Raw genomic sequence first — 16,114 nt, 5'->3', positions numbered from 1 at the left:
AATTTTCAAGTGAGTTCTACAGGAACAGGATCGTTGCCGAGCATTTATGCAGTTCCCTAACCAGAATCTTTCTCTCGACGGATCACCGTACGCTGTTGCTCTGAGCCCTGCTTTAACAAAGTGCGGGGCAACGGCGGTGCAATAGGATGAATCAGCTGCTGGGTCCCCGAGCCAGTATTGACTTCCGCCAGCAGATCATAGTGCTGTTGCGGTGTGATTTCTAACTGCTCTTGCAGATAGTGCAGCCGCATCAGACTATTGGCGGAGGTTACTTGTTCTGCTTCTAGGGCCTCTTGAAGAACACCTTTATAGAGCTTAGCTCGGTCATACTGGGCTGTATGGGGCAACGTTTTGGCTAACACATAGATCTCATCGGCACTGAGCTGGTCAATAGACCCAGCGATTAGGGGCGTTAACAACTCTGGGGAGAGTTTAGCCAGCTGTCGTTTGAGTTTATCGGCAACACTTTCTCGCATATATTGCTCAGGGCTGCGGTCCCAGGTGCGATAAAGCCAAATGCCACTGACCAGGGCGACCACAGCCTGAAACGTGAATTGTAAGAGTAGGGGCCAGCTGTTAATTTCTGGGCGACCGCCATAGATAAAAAAGATATTGAAGGCAAGAAACGTACAGATGGAAAAGAGTCGGTGCTGGCTTTGCTCACGGCCTAAATGGGGAAAGTGGTATTTGAGATGGCCGCGATAGCGTTTTTCTAGGTGGGTGCCAAGGTAGACGGCTGCGATCGCAAACCATCCCAAGGTCAGCGGTGAGGTCACCAGTTTTGGTATAGGCAGAGCCGTCCCAAACCAATAAAAACCAGGCTTCCAGAGGTTGGCTAAGGCAGCTGACTCGTGGCTCCACACCCCGGAAAAATAATAGTCAAAATTGCCTGCATAGAGCCAATAGTACAGAAAGTAGCCCACCACTAAACCAAGATAGCCATACTGTATCAATCGTCGCCCTGGCTGCTGCAGATGCTCCCAGTAGGCCTTCTCACTATCAATGTCCATACAGGGACTTTTGCAAGAGATACAGGCACTTTTTTCAGTCCCCGTCGGCTCTACTGTCCGACACATGGACTGGGTTACCCCCTTGGGCATAGCAGTATGGGCCTGACTATCTAACAGCCCACGAGGCCCGGTAAACACCGTTTGTACCATGCCAAACGGACAAACATAGTGGCACCAGCTGCGCCCTCCCAATAGCCACACCACCCCCGCCGAGGCCAATAACGTCAGTATTAAAAAAGTACCCAGGATAGGGCGGACGGAATTTACTAACAAAATTCGTCCATTAAGACCCAAAAAGAACAGACCAAACTGTAAATAAAAGTGATTCTTCTCTAGCCAGGGAAAGGCTTTGATAGATGAGCGCGGGGATAGTCCCAACGCCCGTGGAATCTGTGAAAAGAAATATAGAGGACAAATGCGACGCCAGGTTTCATGGCCAAAGACAAAGACAATAAAGATGCCACAGGGGACTATCATGCCCCAGAAGATTCGCGCCCCGATGGCGTACGGCTTCAGCGGCACACACTCACCCTGCACTTTGACGCATTGACTCGGATCTTGAGCCACTAGCAAGGTGCGATCGCCCAGCAGCCCCCAGGCACTGTTCGGATCCGTTAGCCCATGGGACACCGGATCATAAAACAGGGATAGAATTAACACCCCCCAGCCAATCACCAAAATCCACCGAACAGCGTGCAGCTGCCGTTCTGAAATTTTTGATATCATGCAACACCTCCTCTCTTGTTTCCAATGTGGAAGATGCTGTCGTGATTGGCAGTACCTATTAGGGTGCTTTTTAAGGACTGTGTAGATGATCCGGACAGATGGGAATCATCGCTACAACAGTCCTCGATATCGAATAAAAATCAAAATAGCGGCCCAGGAGCCCAAGGCTACTTTGATGGCCACCAGCATATTGAGCAGGGGAATCCAACCACCACTGACCAAGGCACCCAGATTACCGTGGGGCAGCTCGATCCCAATGAGGGTCAAGACCGCAACAACAATAAACACAAGCACTGAAATCTTTTCCCAGATGGCGGCCCCCCAGCGCTTATAGATGGATTCCATCCATTGGGAAGAGGAGGTGACGGCGACTAGACCAATGGCTGTTCCTCCGGCTACACCCGCTGCAAATCCTCCCCCTGGGCTCAGGTGGCCGCGAATCGCTAGCTCAATACTGACCAGGGCCGCGATGGTGGCGCCCAGGCGAGCCAGCACCACCGATGGCTTGTCGGTAAATTGATAGACCGTACCTGAGGGTTGTTCATCGGCCAGTAAAAATCGCACCCCCATAATCGCCAGGGTAAAGACCACGACCTCAAAAATAGTGTCATAGAGACGGTTTCTAAAAATGATGCCGGAAACCGCATTGGAAACGCCGCTATCTTGCACCACCGTTTCAACAATAGACAGCTCCCCAGCGTCGATGGTGGGGTTGGGAAACACCAACATCTTGATATACAGGGCAATCCCAGCTGCAATATAAACCCATTTCATAGCTATTTTTCTGTGGTTAAAATACTCTTGTCTGCATTGGCGAGCGCTAGGCTGGCCAGCTCGGGAGGCAGTTTGGGGTAAAGCAAATCGTAGAGGCGAGCCACCCGTGTTTGCAGATGGTACGTGGAGCCAGCGGCTGGGATACAGGCGGTATGGATTTCTTTGTTGCTCAGGGCGGTGTCCAAAGCGCTCAAAGAGGGGTAAGGAATCACCTCTAAGCGCATATGCAGCCGGTGGAGCTGATCGCGCAGGGAGAAGATCAGGGGCTCGTGAGCAGTGCCCAGATGGGCGTCTTCTGCTTGCTCCGCTTGTTCTACTTGTGCCACGATGCCCATCCGCATACTCATGGAAGAGCGTACGGCAACGGCATAGAGCGTAATGGATAGCATGGTCCCCACCAGGGCCTCGGTCAGGGCCACGTCGGCAGCGCCAAACAGAATATAGACTAGGGCGGCGACGGCTCCCAAAATGCCGCGAATGACCAGAGCATGGTAAGGGTTTACCTGAAAGACCAACATACAGGCCGTTAGGGGCAGCAGGGCTGCGATCGCAACCACATACACATCTTCAATCACGACGACCTCCTGTAGAACAATAGGCCAGCACGTAGCCCAGCATCGTATTCCAAATAGCCAGGGAAATCAGCGCCAACACCAGCAGCGGCCACTCCCGAGGAATCTTTAACAACAGTCCCACCATGATGATCATCGAACCCAGGGTGTCAGACACCGACAGCGTGTGTAGCTTAAACAAGACAGAACGATGTCCCAGCAGCGGCAGCGTTCCCCAAAACCAAAAAATGAGTCCCATGCCGATACATCCGTAACTCAGGACGTCAATCACAACCTCGATCATACGGTGTTCATCCTCCTAAGCACATGGGCCAACAACATCAGAGCGGCATTGCCAACACTCAAAATCAATACTCCGACTACCCCAATCATCCAATCATCGCGCAGGACAGAGACAATTAAAATCATGATTGAGGTTTTGGTCGCAATGCTGGAAAAGGCCAACATCTTTTGCCAAATATCATCGTCCTGCCAGGCTTCGTAAATGGGCATCAGCAAAATGCCCAACATAATCAACAGAATAATGTTCATGGGCGCTGCCTCCGTTCGAGTTGATGAACCTCATACCAGCCGTCTTCGTCATAGTGAAGCACGATGGTTTTAGGGGTAAAGGTGATCACAAAGATATCTAGAAAAATCAGCCCAGGGGTGCGGTGGGGCCTGACCCGCTCTCGGGTAATCACTTCTTCGGTATGGGGCCACAGCATGATCTCAATGGTTTCTATGTAGGCCGTAGGAATGGCAATAACGATTTGCCCAATCACCCGCAGCCACTCCCATAGCCATTGTTTCCAGGCCGCAGGCACCGAGTAACGCCTAGGAATCAGCAATGCTACACAGATACCAATGGCTATATTGGCCGGGCTCAGATCGGCTGTCAGTAAAAACCAAATGGTCAGACGCAAGAGCAAATCTGGCAGACTTATCATGCTAATACCATCCCAAATAACAGAACTAAGATGAGACTCATCGCACCAATTAGATGCTCAAATTTCTCGGCGGCACGGGGTAATGTTGGGGTGAATTTCCTTAATAGTAAGGCATAGACGAGCCAGCCCACGACGATGATAAGCAATGATTTGACTAGCGTTGAGAGCGTGTAACTTTCTAGGGAAAAGAGGTTGCCGAGAATCAACCCGCCCAAGAGTAGGCCAATGGCTAACCCAAAACCTAAGGGGATTTTGGCAACGGGTTTGGCAGAGAGATCGCAGGGAAGAAAGATAAATTTGGAAAATGCGATCGCAGTACCCACCGCTAACCCACTCATTACCATGGACTGCCAGGGCACCAATGCCTTTAAGGTCAACGCCTTTGCTCCAAACCCCGCCAGTAGCGGCAACCCACAAATCGATAAGCTAGCCAGAACCAACGCCCCCCACAGCGGCCAGCGAATGGGTGTCTGACGCAGCTCGTCAAAACTCCGACTGGGCAGACTACCCGCAATCAAAAATAGCAATGCCTTGGCCAGCCCATGGCTCAGGGCATACACCCCCGCTGCTGCCGGGGCTGCCAGCACAAACCCCATCTGCGAAAGGGTGCTCGACGCTAGCACTCGCTTCGTATCTTTTTCAAAGATGGCATAGCTTACACCGAGTACAGCAGCAGCCACACTAAAAAATTGCAATATTGGGTGAATTTCGTCCATCATCAGCGCACACCGCACCAATGGAAACACTCCCGTCTTAACCACCACACCTGAGAGCATCGCCGACACCGGGGTCTGGGACTCGGCATGAGTTAAGGGTAGCCATAACCCCGACACAAAGATGCCACCTTTTGTTAGTAACCCTAAAATAATCAGGGCAATGGCGTCCGTGGGTGCCTGCTGCAGCCCCGCATAGGCAAACGAGCCATTGGACTGATAGACCAGCACCGCCCCCAACAGGTAAAACAGCATGGCCGTATTACTGACAAACAGATAGCGTAACCCGACCCAGATGGTTCGATCGGTGCGGGGATAGGTAATCAGCAAAAAGGCAGCAATGCCAATCACCTCTAGCGCTACATACAAGCTAATAAAGTCTGCACAGATAAACGCCGCATTGACGCTGCCGTGCAAAATAGTCACCTGGGTAAAAAAGAAGGCTGATTTATCTTGCCCCCAGCAATACAGCACCACCGCTGTAGTCACTAGGGCGTTGGTCACAATAAAGTAGCCACTGAGCGTATCGACCATCAGCGTCACGCCAAAGCTATCCAGCAGCTGCAGGTCTAAAGACAGCAAGCCTAGAACCAGCGCTAGGCCATAGACCAATGAGAGCAGCGATACCGCCAGGGCCAGATAGCGGTCAAACTTTGGCAACAGATAGATGCTAAAGCCAATAAACAGGGGCAGGGCAATCCAGACAATAGTTGCAATCATGGCGCATTACTCCGCTCAATCTCGCTAGTTTCCAGGGTGGGATGATCGCGCGATAGCTTCATCACCCCCACTAACATCAAGGCCTGAATCGAGAAGCCAATAACAATGGCCGTCAAAATCACAGCCTGAGGCACCGGGTCGGCATAGTCTATAGGCTGTGTCCCCAGATCACTATCGGCAATCGGCGTAAACAGCCCGCTGTGGGATGCCACTAAAACATATAAGGCAATGACTCCAGTACTCATCACGTCCATGGAGAGAATTTTCATAATCAGATTCTTTTTAAGAATGATGCCGAAAAACCCACACATGACAGTTGCAAAGATACAGGCTTCGAGTAAACGCATAGGGAGATCGAGAGATACGATGGCTTTAATATTACTTTCTTTTCCTAAGCAAGCTCTGGCCCTAAGAACGTAAAGGACCCACCTGTAGCCATCCCAACGCACAAGCAACAATCGCCAGCTGAATCGTGCCAGAAGCCACCGCGAATCCCCACAGACCACTCAACAAACTAGCGCTATAAAATGCCAGGGGATAAACATCATCAACAGGTCGTAAACGCTGACCTAAGACAATGAGACTAAGGGAGATAACCAGCAGAATCAGAGATGACATCATTCTTTTTCGAGAATCAAAAGACTTTTCGAGAATCAGCTGAGCTGAGACTTTGAACAGAGACGATTCAGAACATGCAGGTGGGCAGGCCCAACGCTAACTACAAAAAGTTGCCTGGAAAACTTGTGACAGTATGACCAGCGCCTGTTCATTGAAATTAATCAATGAAGAATTTGATATTCATTGATTAAAGTCTAGCAATAAACCGTAATGAATAATCAACTTTTTTATGGAGCAAATTGTAATGACCGTCAAAAGGAAGGCTTATCGGTTCATCCCTCAATTAGAGACGGCAAAAAAACGGATGCGACCACCCACAAAGTTGGGTATTCGCATCCGCTAATCAGTACGTTCTAACTAGTGTGCAAGGATGTTGCTTGAGGATATTGCTTTCTGGGAGGCTACTCTGGCAAATTGCCTGGTTTGACCGCTAGCCGCTCGACCTCGCCATTTCTGGTGATCTCCATTGTCAGTTTTTCACCCACTTTCCCATTGCCGACAAGGCGCTGGACCTCAGCGGCATCGGCCACAGCTGTCCCTGCGACCGAGGTGATGACGTCCCCAGCGCGCAGTCCTCCCTTGGCCGCAGGCGAATCCGGTAGGACCCGAACCACTAATATGCCAGCATCTTCATCTACACTCAGACCGCTATTGGGATCCGTATTGATCTCCTCTTTTACCGTCGGACTCAAGGTAACCATCTGAATTCCCAGGAACGGGTGCTCCACCTTGCCAGTCTCAGCCAGCTCAGTGGCAATCCGCTCCACCATATTAATGGGAATCGAAAATCCCAGTCCTTGGGCACCGTTGATAATGGCTGTGTTGACACCGATGACTTCCCCCTGTTGATTCAGCAGAGGTCCACCCGAATTACCAGGATTAATCGCTGTATCTGTTTGGATAAATTCCACCCGCTTGTCGGGTACACCCACCTGATTACTGGAACGACCTACGGCACTAACAATCCCCACCGTAACCGTATTGTCTAGCCCCAGCGGATTACCAATGGCAATGGACCACTCCCCCGGCTGTAGCTGATCTGAATTACCCAAGGTAACGGCAGGTAAATTACGCTCGTCCACTTTGATTACAGCAATGTCTGTCACCGGGTCACTGCCCAGCACGCGACCATCCAAAATGCGGCCATCTTTAAGGGTGACGGTTACAGTATCAGCCCCATCAACTACGTGGGCATTGGTGATGATGCGGCCATCCTCGCTGACAATAAATCCTGACCCCAGGCCACGCTCGGTGCGCTCTTGCCCGCCTTGGGGCATGCGATCGCCAAAAAACTGACGGAAGGTGGGATCGTTAAACACGTCTGGAACCCGCTGAGTGACAGTGCGCGATGCATCAATTCTGACCACGGCTGGTCCGACTTCCGTAACCACATCGGTAATAAAGTTGGGGTTAGCTGCGGGCGAAACGGCCTCGGTGGCAGGCGCTGTCTGGGCAACAGCCGCTCCACTGCGCAGGGGCGACTCTGGAGACCAAGCCAAAAAGCCACCCGCTGTCGCCAGACCAGCGCCCACGAGCAGGCTGCTCAGCACAGATAGGCGCCGAGAGGAAGCGGGAGCGGACTTTGGATGAAGTGGATAGGACATAACCGTGATGGAATGGATTCGTTTTTAGCTATCCACAGCTTATCCAAGGGATATGACATTCCTGTGACATCCGGTTGTCAGTTTTGTCATCCTTAGAGTCCTTAGGGTTCTCCTGTTCCAAACTTTTGCCACTGGCTAGGTGGCGGCGGTAAAAACTCATAGGACCCCGCAGCACTGCCGGGCTTTGCTGTTAACACAATATCAAACGAGAGAGAGATTCTCATCCCTTCCGTATGGTTTATGGTTACACCGTGCCGCTGCTTGGCTGGAAACAGAATCAACCGTCCTTCTGTAGGACAGTACATCGCCTGATCTTGATTCAAACTGTTCAAATTGACAATGATATTGGTGTTTTCGCTCCCCAGGCCAGGGCTCACCTCGTTAAGACGGGCATCATCAAAAAAGACTAGACTCCCAGCCTCATCACTGCCTGAGTTTGGTACTGACACATAGTACACAGCGCTAATATGGGCCGTATTGTGACAGTGGGAACCGACTTCTTGCTGGTGACGAGAGATTACCGGCCAAGCTCGCTGGATATAGAGATCGATTTGTTCCAAATCTAAACCCAGTGTCTCCAGATATTTCTGAACGTGGTGTTCTACCTGGCTGACAATCCAGACAAACCGTGAATCGGTGTGAATTTGTTCCGCACCGTGCAAGTCTCCTGTCCAGGCCATCTCAGGAAATGCCCGCCGCTCATAGCCATCTTTTTCTAGCTGAAGAGCGGCATCGATTAGCTGTTTTTTGTGGGCTGTTGCCTCCGGTAAATCTTCGTAATAAATCGCGAGGGGAAACCAAGTGTCAACGGGCATAAACAGTCTTTGCCACTACAAAAAATCATACCTCGTATTCTCAAAATTAGCTGGTTGAGCGGAGTTGAAACCAGCGGCGTTAAAGACGTTTACTTTCGGCCATCTACTTATTTGTTCGATGTGATCTAGATCATCCCTAGCACTCAGACTTTTTCAGACAGAGCTTACAAATCCCTTAGAAACGTATCAACGGAGTCTCAGGTAGTCCTCCGATATTAGTAATCAAGCAGCGCACGTCGCCTGTGCTTGAAAATTAGGAGAACGCCACCATGAAGAATCTACTATCCACCGGTTTGTCAGCTGTCATGCTCACTGCCGTAATCGTTCCTTTTGCACAAACTATCAGCGTTAGCGAAGCTTTAGCCGCGAAACCTAGCATTACCCGATCAGCCAAAACGTTATTGACGTCCGGCCAGTTTGTTACCGTTGACCAGTCCCATGCCACCACTGGTACCGCCCGCATAGTCGAAAAAGATGGCCAGCGCATCCTTGAATTTGATGGCGCATTTGATACGGCCCGTGGTCCTGCGGTTCAAGTTGTACTCTACAAAGGTGATTCTGTTCCTGTCAGCTTGGCTGAGAATGATTACGTTTATATCGCTGACCTTAAGAGTTTTGAAGGCTCCCAGGGCTACGTTTTACCCGCTGACCTCAACCTGAATGACTACGGCTCCGTGGCTATCTGGTGTGCCGAATTCAACGTTACCTTTGGCTACGCTGATCTTTAGGTTCATTAAGGAAACCACTTTAGTATCTGCGGTCTCTTGAAACTCAATCCATTTAAGGGGCCGTCAGACTTAGCACTCAAACCCTATGTAACTATTCAAATTCGGGTAAGTCCAACGGTTTTTGCGTTTGGACTTCTATTGTAGGGGGCTGAGCAGGCATCAACTCTGTTTCGGGCAGATCTAGCTGCTTTTGCTTTTGCACCTCGATCACAGGGGCCTCGGCGGGCATCAATTCCTTCTGACGCTCTTCTAGTTTCAGCGGTAGCTTGACCTTCTGTGGTTTCTTCGCTTGCTTAACCTTCGGCAGGCTACGTTCTAAATCATTGAGTGGTCGAGGAATCACCATGACCGCGCTAAGTTCACCGATACGCTCGGCCTCATGCATACCGGCTTCAACAGCAATGGCCACATTAGACAGGGAGCCCCGGATCAAAATCGTACATAATCCTTCGCCAATGGTTTCGTGAGAAATCAGCTCCACCTCAGCCGATTTGGTCATGGCGTCCGCAGCCCCCACCATGGCAGGAAAGCCTCTTGTCTCCAGCAAACCGATCGCACCGCTACTCATGTGAGTTTCCCCCACCCCGTCTAACTCCTGCATCCGTGGCAGGATTGGCAGCACCTTTTCCATATCAGCCATGGGACGAGGAATCAGTGATGAAGATACCAATTGCCCAAACTGCTTTGCGGTTTCCACCCCCGCATGGACCGCCATACGGACATCAGCCACCCCGCCTCGCACAATAGCGCTACACTGACCGCCGCCAGTCTTCTCGTACCCTACTAAGTACACATTTGAAGACTTCATCATGGCATCGGCCACACCAATGATGGCTGGAAAGCTTGTTGTCGACACCACGCCCAAAGCCGAATCTTTTACCCAGCGCATCAATGACCTGGCTTTATCGGTGGAACTAGCGAGAGCGGAAGAGTCGGCTGGCATATGAGTCTCAAGTAGCGTGGGTAAGCCCTTGGGGTTTGGTTGAGTCTACATCACACTGTATGGTGAAAGCCTCAATGGCGTCTTCAAAAAGCGATGTTACTTATCAATTTGTCAATGGATGATATGAGAAGTTTCTACTAGATACAAATCAGGCTTCCCAATTTATTTAAACTCAGATAAGTTACGGTGTATTCCCTATTTTAGGAGCCATTTTCAGATTGAGCACTCGAATCCCCGTTGTTCAATGATTGCCGATAGGGAAACAGGGCGGACAGCAGGTTCTTTACATGATCACGCCCATAAACAGGACGATTTTGGGCAATGGCAGCGGGTGCCCCTGCCGACATATCCGATGACGGTGCCGAATCAATGTCAGGTACGTGTACGGCCTTGGGCGAAACCGACTGAGGTTCAACCGTTGGGGATGTTCTTGGAGGCATCGGCATAGAAGGCACTGGCCCACTGGAGGGTGTAAATCCTCCAGACTGAAAATGACTGGCGGCGCTGGAACCAGATACACCATTTCGAGGGGCAGCGGTCTCTGAAGTAGATACGCCCGGCTCTACTAAAGAACAGGGAGGAACGATTTCATTGGCTGCGATCGCAGGATTGATCAGAGTACTTGAGGGACCCACACAGGCTCCTCTACCGACATGTCCATGGCCCACAATCAGCACACCAGTCCCCAGACTCACCCCAGACTCAATCATCACGCAGCCCTGTTTTGCCTGAATGACCACCCCTGCACCGACACAAACCCCTGGTCCAATCCGAATAGAACCAGTAGACGCAGCTCGAAACACAACGCCCGGAGCGATAGCTGCTGAAGCATCAATAACAACGTCACCGCCGCGATAGTAATGGGTATGACTCACAAAATGTAGAGGCGAGGGTTCCATCGCGACGGTCCCAAGAACTGAGACGAGACTAATGACATTTAGACTACGGACGTTGAATCGTGGTTTCCAGCACGCGGCACTTGGCACGGGGGTCCACACCCACCAGACGCACATAGTGACCAGCATGTTCAGCCAGCTGAGCTTTTAGAGCAGCAATGACCTCTGAAGGACGGTTCCCGCTGATGGGATTCCCTGTTTGCCATGCTCCACTGCTATAGCGACGCTTATCAGCATACTCAGTACTGACACGATAACCCTGATTTACCAGCTGGGTCACTTGCTGGGCTAAATCAGCACTAACAGTAGCACTGCTGCCGTTAGTGTTAGCGGAGCTGTTAGCAGACGTATTACCGCCGCCACCGTAGGATGCAGGCTGAGAGTTACCACCAGATGTGCTGACCGCTGCCTGACCTGGCTTTTGAACAGTTACGGCACGACCGCGCTGCTTCACCCGTGGATCAACGGAAAAAATGCGTACATAATCATTCGCATGGTCAGCCAGAACCTGCTGTACTGCAGAAACCGCAGCCGATTCACTAGTAGCAGAGATGGCAGGTGCTGTTTGCCAAATACCACTGCGATAGCGACGCTTATCGGCAAACTCAATCCCAATGCGCTGACCTTGGCGCAGAATAGAACGAATTTGAGGAACAAGCTCGCTACTGGTACTAGGCGCCGCACCATTCTGACTAGCAGAGGATGAGGAGGCTCCACCCGCCGATGCCTGCAGTTCTACCGGCTTGCCGTCGCCTCGCTGAATAGTAATGGGTGCAATTCGACGCTTGGCTACAGGATCAATACCAAACATCCGCACATATTCACCAGCATGCTCAGCTAAACACCCCTGCAAAGCAGACATCACCTCGGATTCATGGGCAGACTGGATAGGACTACAGGTCTGCCAAACACCACTGCGGTAGCGACGACGATCAGCATGCTCGGTACCAATTTTGTACCCTTGACGCAGCCAAGCACGTACCTGACCAGCAATGTCACCAGAAGCTGTGCCACCACTGTTGCCAGCAGAAGCAGCGGCCTGAGGCGACGCAGCTGCTGCACTTCTGTTACTACTAGCTTCAACCGGCTTGCCATCGGGGCGCTGCACCGTCATCATACCCACGCGACGCTTGCCCACAGGATCAATGCCAAAAATCCGCACATAGCTACCCTGATGTTCGGCCATACAGCGCTCTAAGGAAGAGAGAACATCTCTATCTCGGTTAGACTGCACCACAGGACAGCTTTGCCAGACACCACTGCGATAGCGACGCTTATCGGCATACTCTGAGCCAACTTTGTAGCCCTGGGCTAAAAACTGACGAACCTGTTGAACAATTTCGGGTGCTAGTGCTTGCATAGTATCTATACCAACGTTATCGGTGGTGTATGGGGTGTGTGGGCCGCTCGCCGGGTGGCGGGCAGATTGAATTGGAACAGCATTAACCGCACCGTCGGGGTACTTCAATGCTTGTGGAGAGCCTCCCACCTGAGACAACCGCTCGCGAGAACGTTCCTGAATATGGGGCTCAACAATATCTCGGACTAGGGCTAAGTCTGCCTCAGTCACTCTGGGTAATGCATCCGCCTGGGCTTGGGTAGTAATCACAGCACCAGAGGGTACACAGCGCCCTGCGGGCACTTCAACATCTTGCACCAGGGCATGCATCATAACGATGACGCCAGCACCGAGACGGGAATTAAAGATCGTTGATCTAAAGCCAACGAAACTTCCCTCACCCAAGTAGGCAGGGCCATGGATTAGTGCCTTGTGTGTGAGGGTGACATTTGGAGACAACCAAACGGCATAGGAGTTGCCATTATCTCCTAATACACAACCTTGACCAAGCCCGTGTATGACAACACCGTCCTGGATATCACAATGACTACTGATGTAAAAGGGCAACCCCTCATCCGCTCGGATTGAGGTACCCGGAGCAATCGATACTTCGGCCCCGACATAAACACCACCTACAACCTGAGAAAACGAATGAACAAAGGCAGTAGGCTCAATCAATGGCTTAGCCATTGATTGATACTGGGTCGGGGATGTTGCCATGGCTGGTTTAACCATTGGCCCATATTCTCCCAAGAAAGCTATTAATTAAAATCCTCACGCTTGTCGTAGAGCGAGCCAGAATCCAAACTAACGGTGTCAACAATGGCAACAATGGCAGCATCCACTGGCCTTTCTCCATAGCCGCTGTGCTGGCGTGCAGCACTGCCGCGGGTGACCAGAACCCATTCTCCGGGACCAGCACCCACAACATCGGCAGCTACCTCATAGTCAGGTAGCAAGTCACCATTCTCACTGACAAACTGAATCAACAAGAACTTTACACCTGTCAAGCTTGGCTCTTTGCAGGTACTAACGACCGTGCCACGAACCTTCCCTAGGCGCATGCCCTACCTACCGTAGGGGCGGATGCCACTTACGCTCTCACGAAACTGTTCAACAGCTTCGGTATAGCGAATAGGCAACACAAATTCTAAGTTCTCATGGGGACGAGCAATGATGTGTGTGGACAGGGTCTGACCACCATTTACTCGCTTGACGTTCTCAACACCGGCAGCAACCGATGCCTGAACCTCAGACACATCACCACGGACGATAACGGTTACGCGACCGCTACCAATTTTTTCATAACCGACTAAAGTTACGCGAGCGGCCTTGACCATGGCGTCGGCTGCTTCCACTACTGCTGGGAAACCCAGGGTTTCAACCATTCCTACTGCGATTGCCATCGTTTCTTACCTTGGTATGCTGACTATTTGGATTGACTAACTGAGATAAAAAACCTAGGTCCTAAACTGTTCGACTGCTTCGGTGTAGCGAATGGGCAGCACAAACTCCAGGTTTTCGTGGGGGCGAGCGATGATGTGTGTGGATAGAACCTCACCACCGTTGACGCGCTTAGCAGACTCGATGCCAGCAGCAACTGACGCCTGAACCTCAGATACGTCGCCACGTACGATAACGGTCACGCGACCACTACCGATCTTTTCATACCCTACAAGGGTTACACGGGCAGCCTTGACCATCGCGTCAGCAGCTTCTACAACAGCGGGGAAACCACGCGTTTCAATCATTCCAACGGCAATCGGCATTGTCGCAAATCTCCTAGATAAAACAGCTTTATTTCAAGCACTGTGCCCCGACCATGCGAAGTTAAGAATTCTTTTCGAATTACTTCACATACCGAGACGTAACTTGCAAACCTTTAGTCTGCAATAACTCCATGACTACCCTTCAGAATACGAGGGGGGCAGCAGTTTGACAATATAAGTCTCAATGATTGTTTCTAATGTTAAGCATTATCAATGCTGATGATTATTTGCATCGAAACGTAACTAATGATGTCTATTTGTTGAGCCGTCGGTGAAGCAGGAAATTTGGGGTGATTGGGGTGAAAGCTTTGTGACAGATAGAACACAGCATGTGACGCTCCCCCTAAGCGCTTGACCCAGATTACTCACAAAAAGTCAATAACTTATTTTTTTAAGCTAGGCAGCGTTGATGAATCGAGCGAGTCTCTTTTCGAGGGGTGTTCATCAGGTACCATTAATAAAATCGTGTGATCTTAAAACTAGCCATAGATATTTATCTGGGCTAACCGGTTACGGTGCCAGTTTACTCCTAAACTTTTTTATGCGTGTTGGCTAGCTTTGGTTATCCACGCGTAATTAATTTTGGTGACATGTGCAAGTGGCTCTATGTCAGGGTCTCTGGCTGTTTTTTGTCTGCCCCCCTGTGCTTGGGGCAGGTGTGGAGTGGCTTGATGCCTCTTGAGGGTGTTTATGGATTGCCGGTGGGCTCTTTGGTAGCAATGATGCAGTCTTTGATTCAGTTAAGTTGGCTCATCCCGATTTACGGGTTCGTAGGGGTACTTTTATCGTTGCCCTGGTCCATGGGAATGGTGCAACGGACCGGGCCTAGGCCAGCGGTCTACATCAATATGTTTATGACTGTCCTTGCCTTTGTCCATGGCACTTGTGTGTTTATGGGGATTTGGAATGTAGGGTCAGTCGAACTTCATTTTCCGTGGTTGCAAGTGGCCGATATGGCCCTGAGTTTTGATCTGGATTTATCAGTTCTCAACCTAGGGGCTCTAGAGCTTTCGACCGGGTTGGCGCTAATGGCTCAGATATACGGTCTGGGCTATATGGAAAAGGAATGGGCTCTGGCTAGGTTCTTTTCCCTTCTAGGCTTTTTTGAAGGAGCTGTGAGTGGAGTTTTGCTCAGCGGCTCTTTTTTCTTGGCCTACTTCTTGTTAGAGACACTGACGCTATCAACCTATCTGATTGTTGGTTTTTGGTATGCTCAGCCCCTAGTAGTTAAAGCAGCTAGGGATGCGTTTCTCACCAAGCGTGTGGGAGATATTTTGCTGCTGATGGGTGTCCTAGGTCTGGCTAGCTGGGCGGGTGATTTGCACTATAACGCACTCTATGAGTGGGTTAAGGTGGCAAATTTAACACCCTTAGTGGCAACTTTGCTTGGTTTGGCATTGATTGCAGGACCCACTGGCAAATGTGCTCAGTTTCCCCTCCATCTTTGGTTAGATGAGGCGATGGAGGGCCCTAGTCCGGCATCCATCTTGAGAAATTCGGTGGTGGTGACCTGTGGGGCCTATGTGTTGATTAAGCTGCAGCCGATTGTAATTTTGTCTCCGGTGGCTCTGAGTGTTTTGATTGGGATTGGGACAACGACTGCTGTTGGAGCTTCATTGGTTGCGATCGCACAGGTTGACCTCAAACGAGCCCTCTCCTACTCCACCAGTGCCTATATCGGTCTAGTGTTTATTGCCGTTGGAGCCGAGTGGCCCGGTGTGGCCATTGGGCTGCTGTTTACCCATGCCGTGGCCAAGGCCCTGATGTTTATGAGTACCGGTGCCATTATCAACAACACCAGTTGCCAAAACATCACTGAACTGGGCGGGGTGTGGTCACGGATGCCAGCCACGACTATTGCCTTTGTGGTGGGTGGTGCTGGCATGGTGGGCGTCCTGCCCCTGGGTGGGTTTTGGGCATTGCAGCTAGGGGTCGATTTTTTGCGCCGAGAGCAGCCC

General features: G+C 50.9%; 19 protein-coding genes. 2 read left to right on the top strand and 17 right to left on the bottom strand.

Translation table 11 applies throughout. The features are described from left to right. Window positions 1–56: 56 nt before the first annotated feature. From IQ260_RS03720 to IQ260_RS03670, 11 genes are all read right to left on the bottom strand, one after another. Entirely contained in the window at window positions 57–1,736 is a 1,680-nt protein-coding gene (locus IQ260_RS03720) for a 4Fe-4S binding protein (protein ID WP_193990971.1), read from the bottom strand. Between the two features lie 111 nt (window positions 1,737–1,847). Beyond that, window positions 1,848–2,510 carry a Na(+)/H(+) antiporter subunit B gene (locus tag IQ260_RS03715; RefSeq protein ID WP_193990970.1) on the bottom strand — a complete coding sequence of 221 codons (663 nt, stop codon included), beginning with the start codon at window positions 2,508–2,510 and terminating at the stop codon, window positions 1,848–1,850. A gap of 2 nt (window positions 2,511–2,512) precedes the next feature. Next, window positions 2,513–3,085: a DUF4040 domain-containing protein gene (locus IQ260_RS03710; protein ID WP_322744892.1), complete on the bottom strand. Its 573-nt coding sequence runs from the start codon at window positions 3,083–3,085 to the stop codon at window positions 2,513–2,515. Beyond that, window positions 3,078–3,365, bottom strand: coding sequence for a monovalent cation/H(+) antiporter subunit G (locus IQ260_RS03705; protein WP_228015499.1), 288 nt, complete (start codon window positions 3,363–3,365; stop codon window positions 3,078–3,080). Before IQ260_RS03705 ends, IQ260_RS03710 begins: the two co-directional genes overlap by 8 nt. Next, a complete protein-coding gene (locus IQ260_RS03700; protein ID WP_193990968.1) occupies window positions 3,362–3,613 on the bottom strand; it encodes a hypothetical protein in 252 nt (83 codons plus the stop codon). Before IQ260_RS03700 ends, IQ260_RS03705 begins: the two co-directional genes overlap by 4 nt. Then, window positions 3,610–4,011 carry a Na+/H+ antiporter subunit E gene (locus tag IQ260_RS03695; RefSeq protein WP_193990965.1) on the bottom strand — a complete coding sequence of 134 codons (402 nt, stop codon included), beginning with the start codon at window positions 4,009–4,011 and terminating at the stop codon, window positions 3,610–3,612. Before IQ260_RS03695 ends, IQ260_RS03700 begins: the two co-directional genes overlap by 4 nt. After that, window positions 4,008–5,444 carry a cation:proton antiporter gene (locus IQ260_RS03690; RefSeq protein ID WP_193990963.1) on the bottom strand — a complete coding sequence of 479 codons (1,437 nt, stop codon included), beginning with the start codon at window positions 5,442–5,444 and terminating at the stop codon, window positions 4,008–4,010. Before IQ260_RS03690 ends, IQ260_RS03695 begins: the two co-directional genes overlap by 4 nt. Then, window positions 5,441–5,791, bottom strand: a complete 351-nt coding sequence (locus IQ260_RS03685; protein ID WP_193990962.1) for a cation:proton antiporter subunit C — start codon at window positions 5,789–5,791, stop codon at window positions 5,441–5,443. The genes IQ260_RS03690 and IQ260_RS03685 overlap by 4 nt, the downstream gene beginning before the upstream one ends. 61 nt (window positions 5,792–5,852) lie before the next feature. Continuing rightward, a complete protein-coding gene (locus IQ260_RS03680; RefSeq protein WP_193990960.1) occupies window positions 5,853–6,065 on the bottom strand; it encodes a hypothetical protein in 213 nt (70 codons plus the stop codon). Window positions 6,066–6,463: 398 nt separating this feature from the next. After that, entirely contained in the window at window positions 6,464–7,612 is a 1,149-nt protein-coding gene (locus IQ260_RS03675) for an HhoA/HhoB/HtrA family serine endopeptidase (RefSeq protein ID WP_322744891.1), read from the bottom strand. A 155-nt stretch (window positions 7,613–7,767) separates the two neighbouring features. Beyond that, entirely contained in the window at window positions 7,768–8,481 is a 714-nt protein-coding gene (locus IQ260_RS03670) for a TIGR02466 family protein (RefSeq protein WP_193990956.1), read from the bottom strand. 269 nt (window positions 8,482–8,750) lie between these two features. Here IQ260_RS03670 and IQ260_RS03665 point away from each other — a divergent pair, with 269 nt between their 5' ends. After that, window positions 8,751–9,209: a DM13 domain-containing protein gene (locus IQ260_RS03665; RefSeq protein ID WP_193990954.1), complete on the top strand. Its 459-nt coding sequence runs from the start codon at window positions 8,751–8,753 to the stop codon at window positions 9,207–9,209. 91 nt (window positions 9,210–9,300) lie between these two features. Here the strand turns inward: IQ260_RS03665 and IQ260_RS03660 are convergent, their stop codons facing one another. The 6 genes from IQ260_RS03660 to IQ260_RS03635 all read right to left on the bottom strand — a co-directional run bounded on the left by IQ260_RS03660 (window position 9,301) and on the right by IQ260_RS03635 (window position 14,156). After that, complete coding sequence (locus IQ260_RS03660) at window positions 9,301–10,152, bottom strand: carbon dioxide-concentrating mechanism protein CcmK (RefSeq protein WP_193990952.1); 852 nt, start codon at window positions 10,150–10,152, stop codon at window positions 9,301–9,303. Window positions 10,153–10,352: 200 nt separating this feature from the next. Further along, window positions 10,353–11,051 carry a hypothetical protein gene (locus IQ260_RS03655; RefSeq protein ID WP_193990950.1) on the bottom strand — a complete coding sequence of 233 codons (699 nt, stop codon included), beginning with the start codon at window positions 11,049–11,051 and terminating at the stop codon, window positions 10,353–10,355. A gap of 43 nt (window positions 11,052–11,094) precedes the next feature. Continuing rightward, the gene (locus IQ260_RS03650; protein WP_228015497.1) at window positions 11,095–13,107 is read right to left on the bottom strand and encodes a ribulose bisphosphate carboxylase small subunit; all 2,013 of its coding nucleotides are present in this window, start codon (window positions 13,105–13,107) and stop codon (window positions 11,095–11,097) included. A gap of 41 nt (window positions 13,108–13,148) precedes the next feature. Continuing rightward, the gene (locus tag IQ260_RS03645; RefSeq protein ID WP_193990947.1) at window positions 13,149–13,451 is read right to left on the bottom strand and encodes a EutN/CcmL family microcompartment protein; all 303 of its coding nucleotides are present in this window, start codon (window positions 13,449–13,451) and stop codon (window positions 13,149–13,151) included. Window positions 13,452–13,454: 3 nt separating this feature from the next. Next, complete coding sequence (locus tag IQ260_RS03640) at window positions 13,455–13,793, bottom strand: carbon dioxide-concentrating mechanism protein CcmK (RefSeq protein ID WP_006518195.1); 339 nt, start codon at window positions 13,791–13,793, stop codon at window positions 13,455–13,457. Between the two features lie 54 nt (window positions 13,794–13,847). Next, a complete protein-coding gene (locus IQ260_RS03635; RefSeq protein ID WP_006518194.1) occupies window positions 13,848–14,156 on the bottom strand; it encodes a carbon dioxide-concentrating mechanism protein CcmK in 309 nt (102 codons plus the stop codon). A gap of 671 nt (window positions 14,157–14,827) precedes the next feature. Here IQ260_RS03635 and IQ260_RS03630 point away from each other — a divergent pair. Next, window positions 14,828–16,114: NAD(P)H-quinone oxidoreductase subunit F (locus tag IQ260_RS03630; protein WP_322744890.1), on the top strand; the 1,287-nt coding region annotated here is incomplete at its 3' end.

Source organism: Leptolyngbya cf. ectocarpi LEGE 11479, assembly GCF_015207065.1.
Classification (GTDB): Bacteria; Cyanobacteriota; Cyanobacteriia; order Phormidesmidales; family Phormidesmidaceae; genus Leptothoe; species Leptothoe ectocarpi.
Note: the sequence above shows the minus strand (reverse complement) of the source record. Positions and strands in the feature narration are given on the sequence as shown.

Bases quoted from the DNA above. Each gene is read 5' to 3' on its own strand.
- IQ260_RS03645 (WP_193990947.1), bottom strand. From the start codon at position 13,451: ATGCGCCTAGGGAAGGTTCGTGGCACGGTCGTTAGTACCTGCAAAGAG.
- IQ260_RS03655 (WP_193990950.1), bottom strand. From the start codon at position 11,051: ATGGAACCCTCGCCTCTACATTTTGTGAGTCATACCCATTACTATCGC.
- IQ260_RS03695 (WP_193990965.1), bottom strand. From the start codon at position 4,011: ATGATAAGTCTGCCAGATTTGCTCTTGCGTCTGACCATTTGGTTTTTA.
- IQ260_RS03640 (WP_006518195.1), bottom strand. From the start codon at position 13,793: ATGGCAATCGCAGTAGGAATGGTTGAAACCCTGGGTTTCCCAGCAGTA.
- IQ260_RS03635 (WP_006518194.1), bottom strand. From the start codon at position 14,156: ATGCCGATTGCCGTTGGAATGATTGAAACGCGTGGTTTCCCCGCTGTT.
- IQ260_RS03705 (WP_228015499.1), bottom strand. From the start codon at position 3,365: ATGATCGAGGTTGTGATTGACGTCCTGAGTTACGGATGTATCGGCATG.
- IQ260_RS03720 (WP_193990971.1), bottom strand. From the start codon at position 1,736: ATGATATCAAAAATTTCAGAACGGCAGCTGCACGCTGTTCGGTGGATT.
- IQ260_RS03685 (WP_193990962.1), bottom strand. From the start codon at position 5,791: ATGCGTTTACTCGAAGCCTGTATCTTTGCAACTGTCATGTGTGGGTTT.
- IQ260_RS03665 (WP_193990954.1), top strand. From the start codon at position 8,751: ATGAAGAATCTACTATCCACCGGTTTGTCAGCTGTCATGCTCACTGCC.
- IQ260_RS03700 (WP_193990968.1), bottom strand. From the start codon at position 3,613: ATGAACATTATTCTGTTGATTATGTTGGGCATTTTGCTGATGCCCATT.
- IQ260_RS03715 (WP_193990970.1), bottom strand. From the start codon at position 2,510: ATGAAATGGGTTTATATTGCAGCTGGGATTGCCCTGTATATCAAGATG.
- IQ260_RS03680 (WP_193990960.1), bottom strand. From the start codon at position 6,065: ATGATGTCATCTCTGATTCTGCTGGTTATCTCCCTTAGTCTCATTGTC.
- IQ260_RS03650 (WP_228015497.1), bottom strand. From the start codon at position 13,107: ATGGCAACATCCCCGACCCAGTATCAATCAATGGCTAAGCCATTGATT.
- IQ260_RS03690 (WP_193990963.1), bottom strand. From the start codon at position 5,444: ATGATTGCAACTATTGTCTGGATTGCCCTGCCCCTGTTTATTGGCTTT.
- IQ260_RS03660 (WP_193990952.1), bottom strand. From the start codon at position 10,152: ATGCCAGCCGACTCTTCCGCTCTCGCTAGTTCCACCGATAAAGCCAGG.
- IQ260_RS03670 (WP_193990956.1), bottom strand. From the start codon at position 8,481: ATGCCCGTTGACACTTGGTTTCCCCTCGCGATTTATTACGAAGATTTA.